Source organism: Mycoplasma leonicaptivi ATCC 49890, assembly GCF_000622205.1.
Lineage (GTDB): Bacteria > Bacillota_I > Bacilli_A > Mycoplasmatales > Metamycoplasmataceae > Mycoplasmopsis > Mycoplasmopsis leonicaptivi.
Window position 1 is genome coordinate 1 of sequence record NZ_JHWE01000064.1, and the last position, 2,956, is coordinate 2,956.

The following is a 2,956-nucleotide window of genomic DNA, read 5'->3' on the forward strand; positions in this document are numbered from 1 at the left end:
AAGATTTCAATCAAATCTTAATTGAAAAACACCTCAAGAAACTTGAAGTGCTTTAAAATTATAATTGTTTCAAATCTGTGTCCCTGTTTATATTCGTGTTTTAAGGATTTATTTTGTTTTTTATGTTTTATATATGAAAAAATAGATAAAAGACATAATGAACAAAGTATTAAATTAAAAAATACAAAAGAGTAATAAAATGAAAAATATATTGTTAATGCTGTGGTAATTATTGATATGCAACTATAAAAAAGTGGTAAGAAAAGAGAAAATAAAATTTGTTGAATACTTATAATAACTATATAACTATAAAATTGTACATCTGTATTTTTAATAGAACTAAAAACAATAGATAAAATACTAAAAAGTATTATTCCAAATAGAAAATAATTTATATTTATGTTAATTTTTGTTTTGTTTGTTATTCAATAACTTATTAATGTTCCAAAAATTGAAGCAAAAGAAAAAAATAAATTAAGATAGGAAACAATATTTTGAAAATTAAATTTTTCAATTGTATTTTGGGAATTAATATGTTTAAAAAATTGTGGTAAAGCCGCATTTCTTGGTATTAAAAAAATTGCAACTATAAAACTTGAGCATATAATAAATAATCATTTATATATTTTGTTTTGTGAAGTTTGTTTAGCTTTTATTATATTTTGTTTACTTTGTTCATTATAAAATTCACATTTGTTTTTGTTTAATTTAAGTGAAAAATATAATAAACCAGAAATTAAATATGTTAATGTATTAAAAATAATTATTCAATAAAACTCAAGTTTGGAATAAAAAATTAAAGAAAATAATGCTGAAACAAAAATCCAATACTTGTTGCAAAAGAAGAAATAATGTTTAAATTTGACATTTCTTTTTTGTTGTTGGCAAGATAATAAATAATGTTTTTTAAATAAATAAATCTAAAGGAGTGTATAAATCCTAATATTGTGTTAATAAATATAAGAATAATTGAAAAAGCAAAAGCGCTAACTTGATGAATACTTAAAAAAACAATTAATAAAATTAATAATGAAAAAGAACTTAGTAAATCAGAAATTAGCAAAATATTTTTATCATTTTGAAATTTTTTAATGATTTTAGAACTAAACAAATAAATAATTAAACTAGGTATCTGTATAATCAAATATAAAATAGTAACTAATCAAAAATCACCTGTTATTTTAAAGATGTAAAGAGAAGAAGTGAATTTAAATGCTTCTGAACCAATTAGTGATAATTTTAATGATAAACCAAATTTCAAAGAGTTTTTGTTAATAACTGTCATTTATTTCCTTAAATAATTAATTATTTTATATATATTAAAATTTTAACAAATTATTATAAATTAAAAAGTCTCTTTAAACAAAACGAACTCTTGTTATATATTTATAAATTAATTATAAAAATAATCAAAAAGTTAAAAAAATCAATATTTTTTATTTAAAAATAAACTTTTTCATTTTTTTGTATTATAATAATAATGCATTTAAACAAAGAAAGGTATAAATGAAAATTACAAAAATATTTAAAAGAACAATAGTTCCTGCAACTATTGTTACAACAACATCGGTATCTGTATCTTGTTCTGATCCTTCATATACAAATCACCCTTTGTTTCACAAGAATGCAAAAATAACAAGAAATACTGATATAGATTTTACTAAATATGGAATTCAAAAATTTAGCGGACATCCTAAAGTAAGAATATTGCTTTTTCCAGCACAACAAGAAAATGTAGATGAAACAGGAATTTTTAATATTGCTTTACATTTATCACCTGTAAGAGGTGTAACTGGAGAGTGAATCGCTTTTGCAACAGAAGTAAAATCAGAAAATGATAACACACTTGTTGAACCACTTAATGTTAAACAAGCATCAACAATTGCAAAAACAAATGAAGAATATCCTTTGCAATGGTCTTTTGATGGTGATCAAAAAATACGTCCTTACAAGTCATATACATTTATTTTTTGGAAAAAAGATGGATCTGAGGTTATAGTATTTAGTAAATCTAATATTGAATCAAATAAAGATATTTTCTATCCATATCAAATTGAATAATTATTTTTAAGGAGTTATTATGAAAAAAATTAAAAAAATCTTTACATCACTTGGTGCAGGAACTTTATTGTCTGCAACAGTTTTTGGAGTTGCTGCTTCTTGTTCTTCACAAGAAAAATCAGGTGATAAAAATCAAAACGACACAATGAATAGCAACAAAGCAACTATGATGACAGATAAAAATATGTCAGGTTCTCAAACAGAGAATATGGAATCAAATAAAACAACTGATGATATGTCAAAAATGTCTGAAAATAATTTAATGAGAAATATTGATATAGATTTTACAAAATACGGTATTCAAAAATTTAGTGGACAACAAAACGTTAGAAGGTTATTACATCCAGCAGATAAAAGCAACAGACTTGATGCAAATGGTATTTTTAACATTAAATTACACCTTTCACCAGTTAAAGGTGTAACAGGTGAATGAATTGCTTTTGCAACAGAAGTAAAATCAGAAAATGATAACACACTTGTTAAACCACTTAACATTAAATATGTATCAACAATTGCTCAAACAGATCAAGAGTTTCCATTAGTATGAAAATTTGATGGTGATCAAAAGTTACAAGATGGTAAATTCTATACATTTGTTTTTATTAAAAAAGATGGTTCAGATATAATTATGTTTAGTGAACAAAACATTCAAACAAGTAGAGATGTTTTCCCGGCACAATTACCAACAAATAGATAATATAGAAAGTTTTAATAATGTAAAGCACCTTTAATTCAAAGGTGCTTTTTAACCTTGTTTTAAAGAGACAAATTATTTAATAATTTTCATTTTTTGCTTTAATTATATATATTTTAAACTTTCAGTAAATTTTATACTAAATAAAAAAAATTAAGAAATTTTTTCGTTTATAGATATTATGAAACTATATAATTCATC

General features: G+C 22.3%; 3 protein-coding genes. 2 read left to right on the top strand and 1 reads right to left on the bottom strand.

Translation table 4 applies throughout. The annotated features are described in order from the left end of the window. Positions 1 to 796: 796 nt before the first annotated feature. On the bottom strand, positions 797 to 1,285 hold the full coding sequence (locus tag BU00_RS05380) for a hypothetical protein (RefSeq protein WP_245579609.1): 489 nt from the start codon (positions 1,283 to 1,285) through the stop codon (positions 797 to 799). Positions 1,286 to 1,506: 221 nt separating this feature from the next. On the opposite strand from BU00_RS05380, the gene BU00_RS0103420 reads away from it, so the two are divergent. Then, positions 1,507 to 2,061 carry a hypothetical protein gene (locus BU00_RS0103420; RefSeq protein ID WP_051521862.1) on the top strand — a complete coding sequence of 185 codons (555 nt, stop codon included), beginning with the start codon at positions 1,507 to 1,509 and terminating at the stop codon, positions 2,059 to 2,061. A gap of 19 nt (positions 2,062 to 2,080) precedes the next feature. Beyond that, positions 2,081 to 2,758 (top strand): hypothetical protein, encoded by a 678-nt coding sequence (locus BU00_RS0103425; RefSeq protein WP_051521863.1) that lies wholly within the window; start codon positions 2,081 to 2,083, stop codon positions 2,756 to 2,758. Positions 2,759 to 2,956 lie beyond the last annotated feature (198 nt).